Origin of the sequence: Methanobacterium sp., from assembly GCA_030017655.1 — an archaeon.
Classification (GTDB): Archaea; Methanobacteriota; Methanobacteria; order Methanobacteriales; family Methanobacteriaceae; genus Methanobacterium_D.
Window position 1 is genome coordinate 1 of sequence record JASEIM010000093.1, and the last position, 557, is coordinate 557.

Annotated in this window: 2 protein-coding genes; both read left to right on the forward strand. The window is 42.2% G+C overall.

The window, feature by feature from the left end; genetic code table 11:
- On the forward strand, positions 1-186 hold a 186-nt coding region (locus QMD61_11785; protein ID MDI6725314.1), incomplete at its 5' end, for a tetrahydromethanopterin S-methyltransferase subunit C.
- A gap of 12 nt (positions 187-198) precedes the next feature.
- Entirely contained in the window at positions 199-504 is a 306-nt protein-coding gene (gene mtrB / locus QMD61_11790) for a tetrahydromethanopterin S-methyltransferase subunit B (protein ID MDI6725315.1), read from the forward strand.
- Positions 505-557: the final 53 nt, after the last annotated feature.

The window sequence follows — 557 nt, forward strand, 5'->3', positions numbered from 1 at the left end:
ACAGGATTTGCATCCATGGCAATAGTAGGATTACTTGGACTTGCAACATCCCCAACATGGTGGCTAGTTGCATTAATCGGTGCTATCGGATGGTTTGTAGCAATCAGTAGCTTTATAAAAGCATCCATTGATGAAGCTGCATCAGTCAAATGGACAGGTATCTGGCCAAAAGAGGAGGAACATTAAGGAGGAATCAATATGGTCGAAATGTTACCTATAGTTACAATAGCTCCGGAATTAAACCTAACCCTTGATCCTTCCACTGGTAGAGTGGGGGCAGGGATGAAAGGTGCAGTATTAGTATCCATGGACGATATAAATGCAGAAATAAGTACTTTAGAGGCTGCAGCAGATGACCTAATGAATTCATTAGACCCTACAACTACCTCAGAAGGTTCTTACCCAGGCAGGGAAGGAGTATACCTTACTGCAGGTAAATTAACAAACGTAGTGTACGGGTTTATATTAGGACTTGTACTGCTGATTGCCGCATTTGCAATATAGGAGGTGTTATGAGTGGCTGATAAAAAAGAACCAGCAGAAGGATGGCCTGTAAT

Bases quoted from the DNA above. Each gene is read 5' to 3' on its own strand.
- mtrB (MDI6725315.1), top strand. From the start codon at position 199: ATGGTCGAAATGTTACCTATAGTTACAATAGCTCCGGAATTAAACCTA.